The sequence below is a fragment of the Mesorhizobium sp. CA8 genome (genome assembly GCF_020164955.1).
In the GTDB taxonomy this organism is placed as follows: domain Bacteria; phylum Pseudomonadota; class Alphaproteobacteria; order Rhizobiales; family Rhizobiaceae; genus Mesorhizobium.
The window spans coordinates 1-21640 of the sequence record NZ_JAIUHG010000026.1 but is presented as its reverse complement, the minus strand read 5'-3'; the positions used below and the strand labels follow the sequence as shown (position 1 = coordinate 21640).

The window sequence follows — 21640 nt, the reverse complement described above, 5'->3', positions numbered from 1 at the left end:
GGAGACCTTCCGAATAGATTGATATCCCCTCCTGACCCCGCCCGAAGCCAGCTTAACGTAGAGGCGCGCTGAGCGCGTTCTGCTTGGGCGCTCCCCGAAGGCGCCGTTGTACTGACCGCCAACCCCACGCCGTTGACCACATTGAGCTCCGGCGCGCGGCGCGGACCCGATAGAGCTGCGAATCGATGGCTTCCGTCAGGTGCAATGCGGGGTTGCCGGGCAGATTCTCGGCGGCAGCGAAAACGTTCCCACGATCTCCCATCGCTTGGGGGGAGAACTCGACGCAGGCCTTTCCGTAGGTGCGGCAACTGGCAATGTCGTTGACTGGGATTTCGGCTCCGACCTCCAGCGCCGGCGTCACGGCATAAACATGTTGTCGCTGCTTTCGAAGCTGAAGGCGCCGACCGAGCCCTCCTCCTGGCGGAGAAGGCCACCCGTCGAAACTGGATCGTTGGGCTGCAGGTAGAAGCGCCTGATGCGCCATGCCGACCCGCGCCGAACCGCCGAACTGGGCGGTATCCTGCTTGTAGGTTAGCCTGTTGCCGATGCCGTCGAGCAGCCGTCCAGCGTCTCGCCGGGAATGCCGAACAATCGGTATTTGATGGAGGCTGTTTCGGAAGAGCACAACGGTGCCGTACCGGCCCAACTTGAACGTTGGGCTCGCGCCTCAAGGGCTCGGAGCTATCTGTCCACGTCGCCCAGCACGATATCGATCGACCCCAGGACGGCCGTGACGTCCGCGAGCAGGTGGCCTCGGCAGAGCAGGTCCATCGCCTGCAGGTGTGCGAAGCTCGGCGCCCGCAATTTGCACCGGTATGGCTTGTTCGTGCCGTCCGCGACCAGATAGACGCCGAACTCGCCTTTGGGCGCTTCGACAGCAGCATAGACCTCTCCCGCCGGCACGCGGAAACCTTCCGTATAGAGTTTGAAATGATGGATCAGCGCTTCCATCGAGCGCTTCATCGCGGCTCGGTTCGGCGGCACGATCTTTCCGTCCGGATTGGAGATGGGCCCTGGCCCCTCCTTCACCAGCAGATCGACGCATTGGCGCATGATGTTCGCCGACTGGCGCATCTCTTCCATGCGCACGAGATACCGATCGTAGCAGTCGCCGTTCTTGCCCACGGGTATATCGAAATCCATTTCGGCGTAGCATTCATAGGGCTGCGCCCTCCGCAAGTCCCATGCAGCGCCCGAGCCGCGCACCATCACGCCCGAGAAGCCCCATCCCCAGGCGTCCGCCTCGGAGATCTGGCCGATGTCGACGTTGCGAAGCTTGAAGATGCGGTTGTTGGTGAGCAGCCGATCCAAGTCAGCGACGGACTTCAGAAAGGGATCGATCCACTTGCCGATATCTTCGACGAGATCCGGCGGCAGGTCCTGGTGCACCCCGCCAGGCCGAAAATAGGCGGCGTGCATGCGAGAGCCTGAGGCCCGCTCATAGAACACCATCAGCTTCTCTCGCTCAATGAAGCCCCATAGCGGTGGAGTTAGCGCGCCGATATCCAATGCCTGGGTTGTGACATTGAGCAGGTGGGACAGTATCCGCGATATCTCGCTGTAAAGAACACGTATCAATTGCGCGCGCCGCGGCACGGTCAGGCCCGCAAGCTTCTCGATTGCCAGGCACCAGGCATGCTCCTGGCACATCGGCGCCACATAATCGAGGCGGTCGAAGTAAGGCAGGGCTTGGAGATAGGTCTTGTATTCGATGAGCTTTTCGGTGCCGCGGTGGAGCAGACCTATATGAGGGTCGACCCGTTCAACCACCTCGCCGTCAAGCTCGAGCACAAGGCGAAGCACACCGTGCGCCGCCGGATGCTGCGGACCGAAATTGATATTGAAGTTCCTGACGGCGGACTCGGCCATGAAACTTTTTATTCCAAGCAGCGGCGCCAAACCCGAAAGTGGCGCTGGTGTTCCAGGCAAGGCGGGCGCCGTCGGTTCATGCGCCGCAGGCTGTTGCACACTGCCATCGCCTACCGGCTCGAATATCTATGCCGACCGAACCGGGTCTTACCCCGTCCGACGGTTGGATCGGCGGCGGCCCGATGACATTGCTTTCGCCGCTTCAACGCTGTGGCCCGATCGATCTCGATGCCCGGCTTAAGCCTTTGCCCGAGCACAGGTCGGTTCCAGGCATGCAGGGATGGCAGTGGCTGCGCACGTCCGAGCACGACGCGGTCACGTCTCGCCGTGGCGCGAAGAAGGTGGACGCAGCCCAGCCGGTCTCGCGGACAAATGTTCCTCTCTTGGACTCGGTAGCTCGGGATCGCTATCGACCTTTCGTTCGAAACGGACGGCCGTTGCCAACACCGGCCACGCCGGCCAGCGATGACCGATCGAGAGGCCTCAGCCATTCCACCAGGCCCCGGAGCCTGGTGTGGTCGGAGCGTCGGGGGAAGCCATCGGTTCCTCCGGCCGCGATTGCGGTTCAGAGGTATTCTGTTTGTGGGCATTGATTGCATCGGCGAGTTGAGCCGAGGCCTTAGCTAACAGGGCTGGCTCGTCGAAATCGCTGTCTCCGGCTTGCACTACGATCACGACCTCCGCCGCCTCGCCTGATCGGGACCTGATACTCACTCCATGCGAAAGCTTTGACGAGGATTCCTGATCTGACATTAAAACCGCCTCACATGTTGCGCCCGCTTCAATCTCTCGTCGGAGCTGATTGGAGCGGGCATTGATGTCGTCGATGATCTTTGTGAGGGCGAGCAGTTCTCGGCTTCCCTCCCCGTCGGCGCCAAGCACGCTCGTCGTCAGCTCCTGAAGCTTCTGACCGTCGGCACGCAATCCTTCGAATATCGCTCTGGCGCTCACATTCGCCTTCCATGCCTCAGCCGATGTTGGACGGCATTGCCCAGGACCAAAACAGCGCGCCGCAGTCCACCGCGCGGTGGTTCCCTGCCGCAGCCGTCATCTGCTCTGGCGGAAGCTTCTCCGGCTCAACCTTCTGCTCTCTGTGCGTGCCCGCCAGGTTACTACTCTCGCGCTCGTTTGCCATTGGAGTCCCTTCAACTATCGATTCTGCGACCTGCGCCCGTTCAACTGTTGACCGCCGGGCTTGTTCCGCCCGGACCCAAATTCAGCGAGGACGTGGAACCTCCTTACCCTTCGGAGGTTCGTTGCCTGACTGCGATGGGGACTTTGGTGGGAATCCGAAACACAACATTCACCAAACCCGGTTTGCCGTTTCCGCTTGGCGCGACATGGGACGGCTCCGGGACGAATTTCGCTCTGTTCTCTGCCAATGCGACCAAGGTGGAGCTTTGCCTGTTCGACCAAACGGGCCGTCGCGAGCTCGATCGTGTCCTTCTGCCCGAGCACACCGAGGAAGTCTGGCATGGCTACCTTGCGGAAGTCAGGCCCGGGCAGCTCTACGGCTATCGTGTGCACGGCCCCTATGCGCCCGAGGCCGGCCATCGCTTCAACCCCAACAAGCTGCTGCTCGATCCTTATGCCTTGGAATTGCGAGGTGACCTTCGATGGCACGACGCCGCGTTCGGCTACCGCATCGGCGGCGCCCGCGCCGATCTCGGCATCGACCGGCGGGATTCTGCTTTCGTCATGCCCAAATGCGTGGTGGTCGATCCCGCGGTCACATGGGGCAACGACATCCGCCCGAGAACCGCTTGGCAAAATACGATCATCTACGAAGCACATGTGAAAGGGCTGACGGCCAGGCACCCGGCGCTGCCGGAGCAGTTGCGCGGCACCTTCGGTGGTCTGGCCGACCTGCGGGTAATCGATCACCTTGTGAAACTCGGCGTCACGGCTGTCGAGCTGATGCCGGTCCAGACATTCTTCGACGACCGGTACCTGATCGAGCGCGGGCTCAAGAATTTCTGGGGTTACAATACTATCGGTTTTTTCTCGCCGGCGCCGCGATACCTATCGCCCGGCAGCAACCTTCATGAATTCAAACTAATGGTAAGGCGCCTGCACGAGGCCGACATTGAAGTTATTCTCGATGTCGTCTACAACCACACTGCGGAAGGCAACCAGATGGGGCCCACCCTGTCCTTCCGCGGCATCGACAACGCCAGCTACTACATGCTTGCGGATGACCGCCGTTACTATTTTGACACAACGGGGTGCGGCAACACGCTGAACCTTCGTCATCAGCGCGTCTTGCAGATGGTGATGGACTCCCTGCGGTACTGGGTCGAGCAGTGCCATGTCGACGGTTTCCGCTTCGATCTCGCCAGTTCACTGGGACGCGACCGCGAGACTTTCGAACCTGACGGTGTTTTCTTCGGCGCAGTCCGCCAGGACCCTGTGCTCTCCACGGTAAAGCTGATCGCAGAACCCTGGGATCTTGGGCCTGACGGGTATCAGGTGGGCGGTTTCCCCCCGGGATGGGCAGAGTGGAACGGCAGTTTCCGCGATGTCGTGCGCGGCTTCTGGAAGGGCAACGAGGCTCTCGCCGGCAAGCTCGCAGGCAAGCTGCTGGGGTCTTCGGACCTTTTCGAGAAGCGAGGCCGGCGACCATGGTCGAGCGTCAACTTCGTGACTGCCCATGACGGGTTTACGTTGCTCGACCTCGTCAGCTTCAACCACAAGCACAATGAGGCCAACCAGGAGGATAACAGGGATGGCCACTCGGACAACCTGAGCTGGAACTGCGGATCCGAAGGGCAAACGGACGATCCTCAGGTACTCGATTTGCGCGACCGGATGAGACGCAATCTCATTGCAACGGTGCTCCTGTCCCAAGGGACGCCGATGCTCCTTGGGGGCGATGAGATCGGCCGCAGCCAGGGCGGAAACAATAATTCCTATTGCCAGGACAATGAAATGAACTGGCTCAAATGGGACGAGATAGGCGAACGCGACGCGGCTTTCCGGAAATTTGTCAGCGGCGTTATCGCGATCCGTCGTTCGCGACCGCTGCTGCGGCTGGACCGCTTCCTGCATGGCCGGCCAACGACAAATGGCGAGCCGGACATTACCTGGCTGCGGCCTGACAGCGAGGCAATGGACGACCAGGATTGGATCAACCCGCACACCCGCACGGTTGCGGCCAGGCTGAGCAACAGCCGCGGCTCCTTGCTCCTGCTTCTCAATGCTCATTACGAAACCGTGCGCTTCGCGCTGCCCTCGTTCACCGGACCTGGCTGGCAGCTCCTGATCGACACCGCGAGCGGCACTGCCAGCCCGCTGGGCGGCGAGCTTCCGAAGAGCGAAGCCTGGGAGTTAGATGGCCGTTCGCTCGTCGTTCTGGAGGCTCCTCATCATGCCTGAGGCTCCGTCCGATTTTCGCATTTTCCCGAAGCAGTGGGGCGCCGAGTTCGTAGGCTCCGGCGATGTCCACTTCCGGATTTGGGCGCCCGGAGTCGATACACTGTCGCTGCGCTTGGGCGACAAGGTAACGCCGATGAGCTGCGACGACCAAGGATGGTACGAAATACTGGCGTCGGGGGTTCAGCAGGGCTCGACATATGGTTTCGTTCTGCCCGATGGCCGGCTTGTGCCGGATCCGGCCTCGCGGGCACAATCCGGTGACATTCATTCACCCTCACTGCTGGTCGATCCAAGCTCCTACCAATGGCGAGCGAGAGACTGGAGTGGCAGACCCTGGCGCGAGGCCGTCATCTATGAGCTTCATGTCGGAACATTCACGCCCGAGGGTACCTTCAGCGCAGCGGCCAGGAAACTAGATCACCTCGCAGGCCTGGGCGTCACAGCTGTCGAACTCATGCCTGTCGGTCAATTCCCGGGAACTCGAGGCTGGGGCTACGATGGCGTTCTGCCCTATGCTCCGCATAATGCCTATGGCCCCCCCGACGCGTTGAAGGCGTTGGTCGACGCCGCGCACGAACGCGGCCTGATGATGCTCCTCGACGTGGTCTACAACCACTTCGGTCCGGAAGGTAATTATCTGCCAAGCTATGCCCCTGAGTTCTTCGACAACGGGCGCCGCACGCCGTGGGGCGCCGGAATCGCCTATCAACGCCCGGCTGTGCGGCGGTTTTTCATCGACAACGCGCTCTATTGGGTCGAAGAGTTCAACTTCGATGGGCTGAGGCTCGATGCCGTGGACCAAATCCAGGATCCGTCGCGCCCCGAGTTGTTGCTGGAACTCGCTGAAGCCGTCCGCCAGGAATTTCCCGAGCGCCACATCCACCTCATCACCGAAGACAATCGCAACGTGACGTACCTCCATGAGCGAGCGGATGGGCGATGCCACCACTATACTGCGGAATGGAATGATGACTTCCACAATGCCGCGCACGTGGTGCTGACCGGAGAGAGCGAAGGATATTACGCCGACTTTTCGGCCGACCCGATCGGCCAATTGGCCCGGTGTCTAGTCGAGGGTTTTGCATTCCAGGGCGAGCCATCCGGTCCAGAGAAGAAACCGCGGGGCGAGCCAAGCGGTCACCTCCCGCCAACAGCTTTCGTGGACTTCCTGCAAAATCACGATCAGATCGGAAATCGGGCGAGAGGCGAGCGTCTCTCCTGCTTGGCCGACCGACTAATGATCGAGGCACTGACGGCGATCCTGATCCTTTCTCCACACATCCCGCTGATCTTCATGGGAGAAGAATGGAGAGAGACGCGGCCCTTCCTCTTCTTCACCGATTTCACCGGCTCCCTGGCCAAGGCGGTGCGCGACGGACGCCGGAAAGAGTTCGAGCATTTCGCGGCCTTTCAGGGAGAGAATGATGAGACGCAGATCCCGGATCCCAACGCATTGGAGACGTTCCATTCCAGCAAACTGGACTGGACGCGGGCCACCCGTGAGAGGGAATGCCGGCAAGAGTTCATCCAGAACCTTCTTGGTCTGCGCAAACAGCACATCGTGCCCTTGCTCCATGATGTGGGCGGCCAAGGCCGTGTAACGAAAATCCAGGACGCTGCATTCGCGATCGAGTGGTCTTTCGACGACGTCCAACTGCATCTGCGAGCGAACCTTGGCAAGCGGTCGGCGCAACTGCCTCCGCCACGCGGCCACATCGTCTTCCCCAATCCTGAGCAGATCCCAGCGGCCGGCGAAACCGAGTTCGAGCTCGCGCCGGGAACCGTCATCGTTTCGGTATCCAATGATGTCGTCGATCGATGAGTTGTCCCAACGCTACGGCATAGTTGCGTCTTATCCCGGTGGTGACGGGCAGCCGGTACTAGTATCTGAAGAAACCCGCCGTTGTTTCGTTGCAGCACTCGGTGGCGGCGACCTCGATTACGAGGCTGGCGTGATCGGTCAGACCCGCAACGAGCCACCCGATCGCCCCCGGACCGCTCCTGAATGCTATTTCCCTGATTGGCTGCGTGAACGTAAGGCCTGGGGCCTTGCAGCCCAGCTCTACGAACTGCGTTCCGCGAGGAACTGGGGCATTGGTGACTTCGAGGATCTCGGCAGGCTGTGCGAGATCGTCGCCGATGCCGGAGCGCAGTTCGTCGGCCTCAACCCGCTTCACGCGTTGTTTCTCGCTGAACCGGACCGGTGCAGTCCCTTCTCGCCGTCCGACCGACGCTTCCTGAACCCGCTCTACATAGCCGTCGATCGCGTGGCGGGATTCGATGGCGCCATGGCCGGCGAGGCGGAGCTCGAGCGGCTGCGGACACAGGAATTGGTAGACTACGACGGTGTTGCGAAAGCCAAGCTCGAAGCACTTTTGTGGATTTGGCGAAGCCGGCCCGATGCCTCTGCGGATGCCTTTCTGACATTCAAAGCCGAGGGCGGGGACCCCCTGCGCAGGCACGCGCTATTCGAGGCATTGTCGTTGCACATGAAGGCCGCCGGTTATGGGGCGGGTTGGAAAAGCTGGCCCGACGGCTTTCACCGCTTCGATGATCCCGACGTAATGGCCTTCGGCGAGACGCATGCGGAGCGGATCGACTTCCATATCTGGCTTCAATGGATCGCCCGGGACCAGTTGGCTCGCGCCGCTGCCCGCGCCAAGGCAGCGGGCATGCAGATCGGGCTGTATCTCGATTTCGCAGTTGGCGAGGCGCAGGATGGTTCCGCAACCTGGAGCGATCCTCTGCTTGCTGTCCATGGCATTCAGATCGGGGCGCCCCCGGACGTGTTCAGCGCCGGCGGCCAGGATTGGGGATTGTCGCCGCTGTCGCCGTTGAAGCTTGCCGAACATGATTTCGCAGCTTACCGGGCCCTGATCCGCAGCGTCATGGATCAGGCTGGCGCGATGCGCCTCGACCATGCCATGTCGCTGATGCAGCTCTTCTGGATTCCGCAGGGTCGTTCGGCAGCCGAAGGGGGGTTCGTCCGCTATCCCACCGAAGGTCTGCTCAACGTGCTTGCGTTCACCTCGCAGGAGAACCGCACAATGATCATCGGCGAAGATCTCGGCCACGTACCGGACGGCTTTCGCGCGTTGATGGCCAAGACGCAGATTTCCTCTTACCGAATTCTTTACTTCGAAAAAGCGGGACCGCGATTTCGTCCCGCGCGAATGTGGCCTGCGCTGGCTCTTGCCTGTCTGTCGACGCATGATCTCGCGACGCTGAAGGGATGGTGGTCCGGCAGCGATGTCAGCCTGCGGCTGCAGCACCGGTTGATCGACGCTACGGCGGCAAAGCAGCAGACGAGACAGCGTCTTTCCGAGCGGAAGACGCTGCTGCGTACATTTCTCGAAAACGCGCTTTTGGCGCGAGCCGATTATCATCGGCTGAAGCAGGCCGCCCGACCGGACGAAAGCTCGTTTGTAGCACTCGCCGTCGCGGCTCACCGGTTCATCGCCCGCACCCCATGCAGGCTCGCCAGCATGCGGCTCGCCGATGCCGTTGGCGAACAGGAACCAACCAATCTGCCTGGCACCTCCAAAGAGTATCCAAACTGGCGGCGCAAGCTCAACGTCGACATCGAAGAACTAGCCTCTCTGTCGCTTTATCGGGCAATCACCGCCGCATTCGCGAAGGAACGTGCGTGATGCATATACCGATCGTCGCCACGTACAGGCTGCAGTTTCGCAACGGCATGACATTCTACAGAGCGGCAGAGATCATCCCCTATCTGAAGCAACTCGGGATCAGTCATCTCTATGCCTCTCCAATCTTCTCGGCGGAAACCGGATCGACGCACGGCTACGACGTGGTAGATCACAACGAAATCGACCCGGCTATCGGCGGCATCGATGGTTTTCGCAGGCTTCATCGGGCGCTGCGGAGTCACGACATGGGGCTCATCCTGGATATCGTGCCCAACCATATGGCCGCGTCGCTCGAAAACCGGTGGTGGCGCAGCGTGGTCGAGCGTGGCAAGGCCAGTCCGTTCGCAGGCCATTTCGACATCGATTGGGGCAGGAAGCTCACACTCCCTCGCCTTGGACGACCTTACCGCGAAGCACTCGAGGCCGGCGAACTGAGGATTGAGGCGGATGCGAAGGAAAGTTGCCTGGCGCTTGGCTACTTCGACAGCAAGCTGCCGCTGCTGCCCGCAAGCTACCGGCTGATCGCGGAGCGCTTGGAAGGCGACGTGGCAACAGCCCTCCGCGATGTTGCGCTGATCGGCGAGCGCCCGGAAAGGGACGCAGATTTCCACGACGCAGTAGGAGTACTTCTTGCCCGCGACAACCATGTGCTTGCGGAGAGTCTGGACGCCCTTTCTCGCGAGCTCGGTTTAATCGACGACCTGCACAAGCAGCAGCCCTGGGAACTTATCTATTGGAGGGACGCTCGCCGAAATCTTTCCTACCGGCGCTTCTTCGAGGTCACGGGACTGGTCGGCGTCCGCGTCGAGGATGGGCAGGTATTCGCAGATGTCCACCGGCTGGCGCTGTCGCTTGTCGCCGAGGGCCTGGTGAATGGCTTGCGCATAGATCATGTGGATGGGCTCGCCTGCCCGACGAGCTATTTACGCAAGTTACGACAGGAGGTAGGGCCGGACATCCCGGTGTTCGTGGAGAAGATACTGGCGGAAGGCGAAGAACTGCCGGGCGAATGGCCGATCTCCGGCACCACGGGGTACGAGTTCATTCCAACTGTCGCCGATCTGCTTGCCGACGTCGACGGTCTCGCGGAACTGGTACGGGACTACGAACGCTTCATCGGACGACATGTCGACCTTGATGCGGAGACGCGCGAGGCCAAGCGCCTGATCCTCAGGCGAAACTTCGAAGGCGAGTTGGCGGCGCTTGTGCGGCTGGCCCAGGAAATCCGCCAACGCGCTGAAGTGCAACAGGCCGGAGACGACGACATCCTGAACTCGATCGCTGAGATTATCGTAGGCTTCGATGTCTACCGCACCTATGCGGAGCCTGGTCGGTGGACCGGACGAGACGAAATCGAACTGGATCGAGCAACCGCCTCCGCGCTGGCCTCGGGTCGGGCCGATCCGGAGCTGATTGCCTTCATTAAAGCAATGCTGTCGGGAGCCGGCGACGAGGACGCCACCACCTTTTTTATCCGTTTTCAGCAGTTGACAGGTCCGGTCATGGCCAAGGCTGTCGAAGACACCCTCTATTACCGGGTCAACCCCTTCATCGCCGACAATGAGGTGGGCTGCTCTCCGGGCAGCGCAAGGGGCGGTGTTCGTCAATTCCATCGCCGCATGGCAAGCTGGGTCAAGGGGCGCTCCGGCATGCTGGCCACGGCGACGCACGACACCAAGCGGGGGGAGGATGCCCGCGCGCGGCTTTACAGCCTCACCTGTGCGCCTTCGGTCTGGGCCGACTCGGTCGGGCGCTGGGCGAAGATAAACGAGGAAAACCGGAGAGCTCTTCCAGGCGGCTTCGCGCCGGAACCGGACGTGGAATGGCTCCTCTATCAATCTCTGGCAGGCGTCTGGCCACCCTTGCTCAGGATCGAAGACGAACACGGGCTGGCTGAACTGTCCGGCCGTTTTCTTCCCTATGTCGAAAAGGCTTTGCGCGAAGCAAAGCTCCGCACGGACTGGCTTGATGCCGACGAGGCATACGAGAAAGGCGTGCTGAGCTACGCGATGGCTCTTCTTGAACCGGCCAACCGCACCTTCCTCGAAGACTTCGCTGCAACATTGCGGCCATTCGTGGAGGCCGGAAGCATCAACTCGATTACCCAGACGCTCGTAAAGCTCACGGCTGCGGGCATTCCGGATTTTTACCAGGGCTCCGAAGGGCTCGATTTCAGCCTTGTCGATCCAGACAATCGCCGCCCGGTCAACTTTGCAAATCTTGAACGCCGCCTCAATCAGCAGCAGGCCGCACCCGGTTGCGAGTATACGCTTGTCGACGGAAGCTTCAAACAATGGATGATAAGTCGGGCCTTGGCGTGCCGACGCGAAAACGAAACGCTCTTCGCGCGGGGCGCATATCGGCCTGTCGAGATCGTGGGATCCGAGTCAAATCGCTTCACAGCCTTTCTCAGGGAGCTTGACGATCACGCCGCGTTGGTCGTCGTGCAGCGACCGGCTTTCGGGCGCGAGTCCGATGGCTTGCGGTCGACCTTTCTTCTACTGCCCGAACGATATGATGGCGGCACCTTCGAGGGGATTCTCACCGGCACGTCTTTTCAGGGTCAAACGTCTCTGCCGATCGGAATCCCTCTCGGCGGACTGCCCACTGCGCTCGCACTCGCGAGGCTTCGATAAGTCGGGTCCAAACAGCCTCTGGTGCTGGCAGGCGATTTCAATATCAGCCGACCGAACTCGGTGTCTACAAGCCCGAGCGCTGGTTGGAGGATGCTCTGTTCGCGCCTGAGGCGCGCGCCGCCTACGCGAGGCTGCTCAAACAAGGCTTGGCCGACGCGCTGCGCGCGGGCCGTCCCGGTGGGAAGATCTACACGTTCTGGGATTTATCCGCAACGCCTCGGCCGCAACGCCGGCCTTCGCATCGACCACCTTCCGCAGAGGCCGTCGCTCAAGAAGCGATTAGTCGACGCCCAGGTCGACATGGAGGTGCGCGGTGGGAACGGAGCAGCGGACTACGCGCCTGTATGGATCGAACTGTCAGACAAGCCCGCACCAAAGGTTGCACAGAGAGGTCGCTACGCGCCCGTGGACTAGCCGGCCAACCCGCGCTGAACGGTGATGACGACTGCCGACGGAATGCCCTTCTTCCACGACGCCGAGAATATCTGATGTCTAGCCGAGTGGGTTCGCACCTTTGCGTTCATCGTACTGCGCCGGCACTCGGAAGTTCTGGCTGCCAACCAGAGCAATGCCATTTCGGAGGAATATCGCTGGTTCGGCGTATGGCAGGCTTGGTAGAGTTTTGCCCCAGACCTGCCGGGCCGCTTTCCACCCCGCCCCCGTCAGCCGAATTTTAGTTCACGCCTAGTGAACCCGCCCGGAGGCAGGTCGCCTTGCTCCCAAAGCTGCTTGCCCAAATTGACAAACTCGGCAGCGACATAGCGATCCCTTCATAAGCACCGGAGTAGCCTGGCCCGGATCATGCTGCTAGCTGATCATTCCGGCGGCTGGTCTGGGTCCCCTCGTGCCATTCCACGGTTGGCCCGCTGCTAACAGCTGCGCTCCCGCTGAGAAGTTATGTGTCGACACCGGCCTGTCGACCAAGCGGAACAACCGCGTGGCCAGGCCCGGCATTAGCTTATGCAGCGCATGGCTGCACAGTCCCTGCGCCGTCGAACTACCGTCCGCACCGCTTCTGGACCCTCGCCAACATCGGCTACAAAAGCCCAGTCTTGGAATCCCTCGGCGTCACCTATTTCGCGCTTCGTCTTGAACTTTGCTTGCCGACCCACGTTGAGCGGGAGCAGACCCATCCAGCGGACCCAAATGACCAATCAATTGAGAGCTGGAGCGATACCTATCGCCCAGCCGAGCTTGCAAAGATGTTTGGTTTGACCATCGAGCAGGCGAAGATCGTAATCGGCTCGAATGGGCCTTCGAAACATGGTTGCGAGGTGGGTGCCCAAGCCTTCCGTAATGCCTTGAAAATGCGAAGCGGGCGGCAGACATCCCGTCGCCGCAACGGCGGTTAGATGGCTTCTCTGTGCGGATCGAGAGGGCGTGCTTGTTCAATCGGGGGTTCGATCTCTACCGGGGAGCGCAGCAGGTGATCTTGCTTCAGGCATTTCGAATGCCAAAGGGGAAACATTATCTCGGCCGGAGACCCGACGACTCGCCGGCGAAAAAGTCCAGCCGGCCGCGCTGGCGAGTGTCCCCCTGGCCAGGATGTCGGAGAGCGAAGTAGCGCGCGTGCACCGCAAGGAGATCAGTGCCGACATGACACCGTTGAACCCAGTGGGCGCTGTGGCAGCAATGACGCACCGCCGCATCCGCACGTGCGTTGCACCGATCCTTTATATCGCACAAGACACCCGCAGAGCCGAGCAGCTAACAACAATCCTCAAGACGATGGCCGGCGAGTTGGCGGCTGCGTTTTATCCGCGTTGGGATGGTTCAGCAGCTGACGCTATTCCGGCGAGCGCGGAAGCGGTTGGACGGCGCATGAGCGTCCTGCGATGGCTGTTGGATCGAGACAAGCGGCCGCGCGTGCTCGTCAGTACACCTGAGGCACTTTTGCGCCGTGTCCCTCCTCGTGACATCTGGAATAACGTTCACCTCGAATTCCAAGCCGGCGACGAGGTGGTCGCAGAGGATGTTCAGGATAGGCTGCAAGAAATCGGATACGTATTCGACGACCGCGTCGACGAGCCCGGCGAAGCAGCGATCCGTGGCCGCGTGATAGAGGTGTTCCCTGCCGCCTCGCCTCGCCCCTGCCGCATCGAAATAGAGAACAGCACTATCATCTCGATCCGCTCCTATGATCCTTTGTCGCAGCGCTCAGTCGCGGAAGCCAGGCACCTCATCGTGGATCCGGCGTCGGAATCGGTCCCGGTCCACGGCACGTCGCCGGATGGTCTCACCCGGCCGGGCGAGACCCTTTTCGACTATCTCGATGATGCCGAGGTGATCGCCGAGCGTGGCGCCAATCAGCGGGGTCTGGATGCCATCTCAGCGCTGCAGGAAGATGGCGAGAACATGTCCGACTTCCTCTCCCGGGATGAGTGGGAATCCATCTCCAGCAAGATCGCCGCTGAGGTGCTGAACGATCCCGACGCAAAGACGCAAATACCCGTTTTCGCCCGAGAAGCCGATGCTGCTGGTGCCTTGCGATCTTTTGCGGAAAATCTGATCGCAGAGGGATTGCGGGTCGTTCTCATCGGACCGGCCGGACATGTGCTGCAGCTGTGGAGGCGGCGTGTCGAACGCGCCTTGGCGTTGCCGCTAGCTCCCCAGGACGATTGGGAGGCCGTGTGCACAGCGCCATCTGCGTGCTTGTATGTAGCCCCAATCGAGCATGGCTTTGTTGATCGTGAGGACATGCTTCTTTGTGTCGCGCTGAGAGATCTTGCTGGACAGGCACTCCCAGTTCACCAGCCTCGGAATGATTTATCGCACTACCCGGACGCCCAGCTTCGCTTCGGCGACGTGGTGGTTCATTTCGAACACGGCATCGGCATTCTGGAAGGGCTTGAGCCCGCAATCGGAGATGATGAAGCGCTGCGCCTGCGTTACGCCGATGACGCCGTCCTGCTGGTCCCGCTGCGGGAAATCGGGAAGCTGTGGCGGTATGGCGGCGCCGAAACGGAAGTCACGCTTGACCGCCTCAAGGGTGACGCCTGGAGACAACGCCGCGACAAGACAGTGGCGAGGATCGAGCAAACGGCCAAACGGATGGTGCGAATGCTCGGCGAGCGCGACCTACGCCGGGCCACGCCGCTCAACCCCGACCGGGTACAATTTGAACGCCTCTGCGCCGGCTTTCCATACGATCTGACCCTGGGGCAAGCCGATGCCTCTGCCGCCATCGCCACGGACCTCGCCTCCGGCCGGCCGATGAACCGGCTTCTTTGCGGAGATGTCGGTTTCGGCAAGACCGAGATCGCCGTGCGCGCCGTAGCCGCTGCGGTCTTCTCGGGGCGGCAGGCGGCGCTGGTCGCTCCGACCACGGTCCTTGCCCGCCAGCACTTCGAGCTGTTCAGAAGGCGTTTCAGGCGACATGGCATCGAGGTTGCAATGCTGTCTCGCCTGCAAACCGTGTCCGAGACCCGCCGAACGAAAGCCAGCCTAGCGGAGGGCTCAGTCCGAATTCTTGTGGCTACCCATGCCATCTGCGCCAAGGACGTCCGGTTTAAGGATCTGTCACTCGTCGTGATCGATGAAGAGCAGAGATTTGGGATGCGCCACAAGAAGGCGATGCGCGATCTGGCCCGAGGACAGCACGTCCTTTCGATGACAGCAACGCCCATTCCGAGGACGCTACAAGCAGGCTTCGTGGGGCTCATGGATTTGAGTGTCATCACCACGCCACCGGTAAGACGTCGCCCGATACGGACAGCGACGGTGACGTTCGAAACCGAAATCGTGCGAAAAGCGCTGCGCGCTGAAAAAGAGCGGAGCGGGCAAAGCTTGATTGTGTGCCCGCGCATCGAGGACCTCGCTCCGCTTTCCAGACGCATCAACGACATGGTCCCCGAGCTCTCACTCACGGTTCTTCATGGCGACATGTCAGGTGCGAAAATCGATCGTGCGATGCTCGACTTTGCTGCGGGCAAGGGCGACATATTGTTGGCAACCAACATAGTTGAGAGCGGCCTCAATGTTCCAGGAGCCAACACAATCATCGTTTATAAGCCCGAGCGGTTTGGCCTTGCCCAGCTCCATCAGCTACGGGGTCGCGTGGGACGTGGCTCTCGCCGGGCAAACATGCTGATGGCGCTAGAACCCGGCGCTGACGTGTCCGAGGGTGCGCGACGTCGGTTCCAGGCGTTGGAGCAGTTCAATGCCCTCGGCTCGGGGTTTGACATCAGCACTCGCGACCTCGACATCCGCGGTGCCGGCGACTTGCTAGGCAAAGAGCAAGCCGGACACCTTTATGCAATCGGTTTGTCGCTCTATCGAAGCCTGCTCGAGCGTGCTCTTGCCAAAGTTCGAGGCGAAAGAACAGAAGCAGCGAACCGCGCTGAAATTGACCTTGGCTTTACTCCCGCCATTCCGATTGACTACATCCCCCATCCCGAACTGCGGATCGAGTTAGCCGCCGCGCTCGATAGGGCCGAAAGCGAAGTTGCGCTCGCCCAAACTCGTGAGGAATTCAGCGATCGGTTTGGGCCGATCCCGTCTTCGCTCGAGACAGGCTTCGCCCTTGCGTCGCTTCGAATTCGCGCGACGATGCTTGGAATTAGCAAAATCGATGGCGGACCCAAGGGGGTTGCGCTGAGACTTCCTGCCGAGCACGCGGCAGAGCTGCAGAAGCGCCTCAAAATTGGGAAAAACGATCCGCTCCGATGGTCGGCCCATCGGCTCATTCTTGACCACGGCACCGATGTGCGAGAGGAGAGGCTGGCCGCAGTTGAAAGCCTTCTGGACCGGATCGCTTGACCGCTTTGCATGCCAGAATCGACGCTCTGTTAGGCTGTCGGAAATGGTTTCCACGGCACGGCGCTGACTGAGCAACCATTGAGGCATTGGCCGAGTGAGCTACTGCGAGGCGGGCTGTGACGGTTGCTTGCCCGGTTGGTCGCCGCCTGTGCTGGATCGAGGCGTTGGGTCCCTGTCCACCTGTGGATTCCGGTCGACGGGGGCGACGTTCATATTATCGGCTTTGGACTTTGCCGGATCAGCTTCCGCGGGATTCGGACTGGCGGTCGAGGGCGCCTGACCATTCTCCTGCGGCGCCGGCTTTTCCTGGGTTGCAGGCGTCTTTGCCTGCTCACCATACATCTCTGCAATGCCCCACGCGATGATCGCCAGCACCAGCCCACAGATGAGAACGGCAAGGACCGGAAGTCCGCGGCCACCCTGGCGCGCTTTCTTTTCGGGGATGTCATCGGCCATCGAAACACCATTTCGGAGAGGGATGCGCGTGCTGGCAGCACGCCCCAGGATTCTGCTGCGACTAACCAGTGATTCCGACGGATGTTCCCCAATTGACCAATCAAGAAGCTACGGCGGGGGATGTACGTAAGGCGCCGTCGTCGTGCGCAGCTTCGACTTGGGCACTGACGTTAACTCAGCTCCGCAGGAAGGAAGCCATGATTGAAAGGCCACGGTGTCGGAGGGAGCGCATTCCAGCCATGTCGCGCACGCGGCCTCGAGCAACGGAGGTCCTCCTCTTCCAAGTTGCCACGGCTGCCATAAGCTGTAGCGGCCTTGCTATCCTTTCACGGGCGTTTCACCGAGGCGCGGCGCAGTTTCGCTCGTCTTCCTTCGACACCATGCCTTCACGCCGGTCACGTCGACCCGGTGGAACACTCAGTCGCCGGTGCCCGGCATGGCCTCGCTGAACTGGATCCGATGTTCGGGTGGCATCAACGTGGAGGATCGCGCGGCGCCGCCGGGTGCCGTCGCGATCGTTTGATCACCTGCGTTCAGTAGCCGTGCTGTTTGACTCTTGAAGCCAAAGGTCGCCCTTCGGAGGACTCCTGAAGAGCTTCGGTTCCATAGGCTGGATGAAGTAAGCTCGCCCCTGCCCACGGGCTTACACATGTGCACCAAATCACTCGGGTTCAAATTCAACAGCATGGAGTGAATCTGTCCTATTAGCAGTAGCTGACTCGACAACGGAACAATTTCAGGGGGCCGGCATTGTTGGACTAATTCAACCGAGGGCCTGCCAATGTCCATCATTGAGAGCATCACCGGCATTTTCTCGTCGAAGGAGGAGCCGAAAAAGGCGCGTGCAAGAAAGGCTGCGCCGAAGAAGACCGCCGCCAAGTCGTCAGCAGCGAAGAAGACTGGTGCAGCTCCGGCGATGTCGGCCCACTCGAAAGGCGCTGCCTCAAAGAGCAAGTCAGGGCAGCCGAAAGCGCCGGACAAGAAGAAGGCAGTCGACTGACCGAAGAGAACCCCGCAGAAGCGGGTTCCTTTAGCAGATCGCGGCTTGAGACTGCTCAGGGCTGCTTCCGTGCCGGCACCAAAAGCCGTTGGCGCTGCGCGAACGCTTCGTCCGAAATTGTGTCATTTCGGACTCCACCTTGCCGGGGGGCCTAGATCCGGCAAAATCCTTCCTCCGCATAAAACCGTGTCCCGAGCTATTTATTAGCGCATCTGCAACCCACCGGGCCACGGCGCGTTGCACGCGGCGAACATATCGGATCATTACCAGGCAATATGGAGTCTCGGTGGTGGCGGCCAATCGTAGTAATGGAGTGTCGGAGCCGAGGCTGGCGAGCCTGCTCGCCGCTTCCAGAGGGCATCCGCGCACGGTGTTGCCGACAGTGGCGAGCGTCGTCACCATTGTCGCCGCACTTTATTTCGGGCGCGAGGTGTTTCTGCCGATCGCGGTCGCGCTGCTCTTGACCTTCGCCATCGCGCCGGTCGTGTCCTGGCTGAAGCGCGCCGGCGTCCCTCGCATCGTCGCCGTCATCGCCAGTGTGGCGGGGGCCTTTGCCGCGCTGTCGCTGTTCGCCTTCATCGTCGCCACCCAGGTCAGCGATCTCGCGCAGAACATCCCGGTCTACCAGATCAACATCCTGACCAAGGTGCGCGCTTTGAAGGAAAGCGGCCTCGGCGGGGGGATCGTCTCGCGCCTCAGTGGCGTCATCGAGCGCGTCGGCCAGGAGATCGACCGTCAGGAACCGCAGCTGCCTTCCGCCGCCCAAGCGCCGACGCGCGATCCGATTCCGGTCGAGGTCGTCGCACATGAGAAGCCCCTGGAAGTGCTGCAGAACCTGATTGGGCCGCTGATCAGCCCCCTGGCTTCCGCCGGCCTGGTGATCATCGTCGTCATCTTCATGCTGATGGAGCGGGAGGATTTGCGCGACCGCTTCATCCGCCTCGTCGGCTATGGCGACCTCCATCGCACCACGCAGGCCCTGCAAGACGCCGGCAAGCGCGTCGGCCAGTATCTGCTGATGCAGTTGGTGGTGAACACCGTCTACGCGGTGCCCATCACCGTCGGGCTATGGGTGCTTGGCATTCCCAACGCAGTGCTCTGGGGCCTCCTGGCGCTCGCGCTGCGCTTCGTGCCGTATATTGGGCCGATCGTAGGCGCGCTGCTGCCGCTGTTCCTGGCGCTGGCGGTGGCGCCCGGCTGGTCGCTGCTTTTGTGGACCGTCGCGCTTTTCATCGTCGTGGAGCTCATCACCGGCAATGTCATCGAGCCGTGGCTCTATGGCTCGCATACCGGTCTGTCGCCGTTGGCAATCATCGTGGCCGCGATTTTCTGGACCTGGCTGTGGGGGCCGATTGGCCTGGTGCTGTCGACGCCGCTCACTGTCTGCCTGGTGGTGCTCGGGCGGCATGTGCCGCAATTCGAGTTCCTCGACGTGCTGTTCGGTAACGAACCGGTGCTGGAGCCGCATGCTCGACTCTACCAGCGGCTGCTGGCCGGGGATCCCGATGAGGCGACCGATCATGCCGAGGAGATGCTTGAGGAAAAATATTTGTTCCAGTTCTATGATCAGGTCGCCATCCCCGCGCTTCTGCTTGGCGAGCAGGACCGGGGGCGCGGCGTCATGGATGACGAGCAGCGCAGGCAGGTTGCCGACAGCGCGAAGACGCTGGTCGCCAATCTCGACGACAGCGCCCAGCAGGAGGCTGAGGAGGAAGAGGAAGAGCAGGTGGCTGAGGCGCACGTGAAGGCAACAGACAAGAAGACGGCCGAGAAGAAGGTGCTTGATAAGAAGGCTGCCGAAAGCAAGCCTTCCGGGGAAGACCACGAGGAGGAAGACATCGACCTGCCGGACGGCTCCGGCATGGCGGTTCTCTGCGCCGGCGGGCGCGGCGAGCTCGACGATGCGGCCGCCGCCATGCTGGCGCAGGTGCTGGAAGTACAAGGCGCCTCGGTGTCGAAGGCGAGCTTCGCAGACCTCGAGCCTTCGGCTATCCGCCGCCTCGACCTGAAGCCCACCAACGCCGTCCTCATCGGCTTCCTCAACCGCCAGTCCACCCAGCACGCGCGCTTCATGGTGCGCCGGCTGAAGCGCCTTGAACCGAAGCTGCGCGTCGGCATTGTTTTCTGGTCGGAAGGCGGCAATGGCGATGGCAAGGCCGCGGCCGAGCTCGCCAGCACGCTCAACGCCGATTTCGTCGCTTTCGACATGGTTGGCGCCGTAACCGGCGCCCTATCCGCCAAACCGGCGGTCCCGCTCAGAACCACCCACCGCCGCCGCCAGCCGGTGCGCCGGAAGCAACTGCAGGCTGCCGGGAAGTGAGAGTGGCGCGTCTGCTAGTCGGCATGCCAGTGACGAACTACGGGGCCTGACTCTCAACGCCCACAGGCCGGGCGCCAGTTCTCCAACCAGGGCCAAAAGCACTTGGCTCGAGCTTCTTGCAAGCCCCACTCAGGGTCAGATCTGGCCACTGCGATAGGTCCCGCTCTTAACCCATGTAGCAGATTGCCTTGAGACCACTCGGTCAAGGCACTCGCTCGGTGATGCCGCCGATCAGAGCGGCTAGGGCCGCGCGATCGCATCGCCATCGAAAGCCGCCTTTCCTTCCGATCGCCTCAGTGCCCGCACCTCGTCAAAGGAGTGGAACAACCGCCCGCTGTGGCAGTTGGGGCGTGTCTCCGGGAGTTGTACGGCCGTCGGCAGCGAGAGCGTCAGCGCTCGGAGACTTGATCAGAGATTTCGACGCGCGCTTCGTCGGACACGCATTATCCCAAACACGTGACCAATCGTTGTGTTGTTCCCCAGTAGATCCGAATCACTGCGTCTGCTCATCTGGTTGCCTGTAATATCGGGCCTGCCCGGCTGCGCGGGCGGCGTGCTCGACCCGCAGGGACCGATCGGCGCCGGCAACCGCACCATCCTCTTGAACTCGCTTGCCGTGATGCTGGTCATCGTCATCCCGACATTGGTCGCGCTGCTTGCCTTTGCCTGGATGTTCCGCGCCACGAACCGCAGGGCGCGTTATGATCCGGAATTCACCTATTCCGGCCGCATCGAGCTGATCGTCTGGTCCATCCCGACGCTCACCATCCTCTTCCTTGGCGGACTTATCTACTACGGATCCCATCACCTCGACCCGCGCCGGCCGATCGAGTCCGGCCAGCGCCCGCTGGAGGTTCAGGTGGTGGCGCTCGACTGGAAATGGCTGTTCCTCTATCCGGACCAGGGTGTGGGAACGGTCAACCAGCTGGTCATCCCCGCCGGTGTTCCGGTGCATTTCAGGCTGACCTCGGCCAGCGTGATGAACACCTTCTTCGTGCCGCAGCTTGGCAGCATGGTCTATGTGATGAACGGCATGCAGACCGAATTGCATCTGCAGGCCGACCGCGAAGGCGACTATTTCGGCCTGTCGGCGCATTTCAGCGGCGACGGCTTCTCGGACATGAATTTCCGCGTGCGGGCGGTCTCGGCGGATGCGTTCGCCGCGTGGGCTTCGTCCCTGCATGGCAAGGGCGTAATGGACGCCAACGCCTATCGCGCGCTTGCCCGCCAAAGCATCAACATGCCGCCTACCGCCTTCGGCCAGGTCGAACCGGGCTTGTTCGATGCGGTGCTGCGCCAGGCTCTGCCACCCGGACCGGGACCTGCCGAAACGGCCGCCAGCGAGCCGCAGGTGAGCCCGAAAACCCAGCCGAAGGCCATGACGAACCCGCCCAAAGAAGGAGGATGACGATGCTCGGCAAGCTCGACTGGTCGGCAATTCCCTTCGACCAGCCTATCCCGCTCGGTGCAGCCCTGGTCGTCTTCCTGGCGGCCGCCGCGGTGCTGGTCTGGATAACAGCGAAAGGCTACTGGCCCTATCTCTGGCGCGAATGGATAACGTCGGTCGATCACAAGC

Annotated in this window: 12 protein-coding genes; 8 read left to right on the top strand and 4 right to left on the bottom strand. The window is 61.5% G+C overall.

All coding sequences use genetic code 11. The features are described from left to right. Positions 1 to 681 precede the first annotated feature (681 nt). Positions 682 to 1869 (bottom strand): NADH-quinone oxidoreductase subunit D, encoded by a 1188-nt coding sequence (locus LB553_RS24055; protein WP_224516791.1) that lies wholly within the window; start codon positions 1867 to 1869, stop codon positions 682 to 684. 483 nt (positions 1870 to 2352) lie between these two features. Then, on the bottom strand, positions 2353 to 2820 hold the full coding sequence (locus tag LB553_RS24050) for a hypothetical protein (protein WP_224516789.1): 468 nt from the start codon (positions 2818 to 2820) through the stop codon (positions 2353 to 2355). A 318-nt stretch (positions 2821 to 3138) separates the two neighbouring features. On the opposite strand from LB553_RS24050, the gene glgX reads away from it, so the two are divergent. The 6 genes from glgX to LB553_RS24020 all read left to right on the top strand — a co-directional run bounded on the left by glgX (position 3139) and on the right by LB553_RS24020 (position 16288). After that, positions 3139 to 5244, top strand: a complete 2106-nt coding sequence (gene glgX, locus LB553_RS24045; protein ID WP_411962242.1) for a glycogen debranching protein GlgX — start codon at positions 3139 to 3141, stop codon at positions 5242 to 5244. Next, positions 5237 to 7066: a malto-oligosyltrehalose trehalohydrolase gene (gene treZ / locus LB553_RS24040; RefSeq protein ID WP_224516785.1), complete on the top strand. Its 1830-nt coding sequence runs from the start codon at positions 5237 to 5239 to the stop codon at positions 7064 to 7066. Before glgX ends, treZ begins: the two co-directional genes overlap by 8 nt. After that, positions 7050 to 8894: a 4-alpha-glucanotransferase gene (malQ, locus tag LB553_RS24035; RefSeq protein ID WP_224516783.1), complete on the top strand. Its 1845-nt coding sequence runs from the start codon at positions 7050 to 7052 to the stop codon at positions 8892 to 8894. The genes treZ and malQ overlap by 17 nt, the downstream gene beginning before the upstream one ends. Then, positions 8894 to 11530 (top strand): malto-oligosyltrehalose synthase, encoded by a 2637-nt coding sequence (treY, locus tag LB553_RS24030; RefSeq protein WP_224516780.1) that lies wholly within the window; start codon positions 8894 to 8896, stop codon positions 11528 to 11530. Before malQ ends, treY begins: the two co-directional genes overlap by 1 nt. 1052 nt (positions 11531 to 12582) lie before the next feature. Further along, a complete protein-coding gene (locus tag LB553_RS24025) occupies positions 12583 to 12882 on the top strand; it encodes a hypothetical protein (protein ID WP_224516778.1) in 300 nt (99 codons plus the stop codon). Between the two features lie 28 nt (positions 12883 to 12910). Then, positions 12911 to 16288 (top strand): helicase-related protein, encoded by a 3378-nt coding sequence (locus tag LB553_RS24020; RefSeq protein ID WP_224516776.1) that lies wholly within the window; start codon positions 12911 to 12913, stop codon positions 16286 to 16288. 99 nt (positions 16289 to 16387) lie between these two features. On the opposite strand, the gene LB553_RS24015 is transcribed toward LB553_RS24020, so the two are convergent. Both LB553_RS24015 and LB553_RS24010 read right to left on the bottom strand, forming a co-directional pair. Further along, positions 16388 to 16744: a hypothetical protein gene (locus tag LB553_RS24015; RefSeq protein ID WP_224516774.1), complete on the bottom strand. Its 357-nt coding sequence runs from the start codon at positions 16742 to 16744 to the stop codon at positions 16388 to 16390. A gap of 417 nt (positions 16745 to 17161) precedes the next feature. Continuing rightward, positions 17162 to 17698: a hypothetical protein gene (locus LB553_RS24010; protein WP_224516772.1), complete on the bottom strand. Its 537-nt coding sequence runs from the start codon at positions 17696 to 17698 to the stop codon at positions 17162 to 17164. 335 nt (positions 17699 to 18033) lie between these two features. Here LB553_RS24010 and LB553_RS24005 point away from each other — a divergent pair, with 335 nt between their 5' ends. Together LB553_RS24005 and cyoA are read left to right on the top strand one after the other, a co-directional pair. After that, complete coding sequence (locus tag LB553_RS24005; RefSeq protein ID WP_224516771.1) at positions 18034 to 20064, top strand: AI-2E family transporter; 2031 nt, start codon at positions 18034 to 18036, stop codon at positions 20062 to 20064. A 514-nt stretch (positions 20065 to 20578) separates the two neighbouring features. Further along, the gene (cyoA, locus tag LB553_RS24000) at positions 20579 to 21472 is read left to right on the top strand and encodes a ubiquinol oxidase subunit II (protein WP_224516770.1); all 894 of its coding nucleotides are present in this window, start codon (positions 20579 to 20581) and stop codon (positions 21470 to 21472) included. Positions 21473 to 21640 lie beyond the last annotated feature (168 nt).